The sequence below is a fragment of the Pseudomonas sp. LA5 genome (assembly GCF_028640825.1).
In the GTDB taxonomy this organism is placed as follows: domain Bacteria; phylum Pseudomonadota; class Gammaproteobacteria; order Pseudomonadales; family Pseudomonadaceae; genus Chryseomonas; species Chryseomonas aestiva.
Map to the genome: position 1 here is coordinate 1 of NZ_JAQYZY010000002.1, position 274 is coordinate 274.

Annotated in this window: 1 pseudogene; it reads right to left on the reverse strand. The window is 64.2% G+C overall.

Features of this window, described 5'->3' with window-relative positions:
* A pseudogene (locus PVZ72_RS00010) lies at positions 1-251 on the reverse strand (bifunctional UDP-4-amino-4-deoxy-L-arabinose formyltransferase/UDP-glucuronic acid oxidase ArnA); the annotation flags it as partial.
* Between the last annotated feature and the right edge of the window lie 23 nt (positions 252-274).

The window sequence follows — 274 nt, forward strand, 5'->3', positions numbered from 1 at the left end:
TAGAAGGAGAAGATGAAATCCGGCTCCAGGGCGCGGATGCGCTCGACCCAGATCGGGTGGTTGACGTCTTCCGGGGCATGCACCGGGATACCGTGGCGGGCACAGAGCTGGGCCACCGAACCAAAGAAGCGGTTCTCGCTCGGGTCATCCGGGTGGGTGAAGACGGCGGCGATGGGATAGCCGGCCTGGATCAGCGCGGCGAGGCCGGCGCAGCCGATGTCGTGGTAGGCGAAGACGATGGCGGTTTTCATCAGGGGCTTTCCTGTTACTGGAC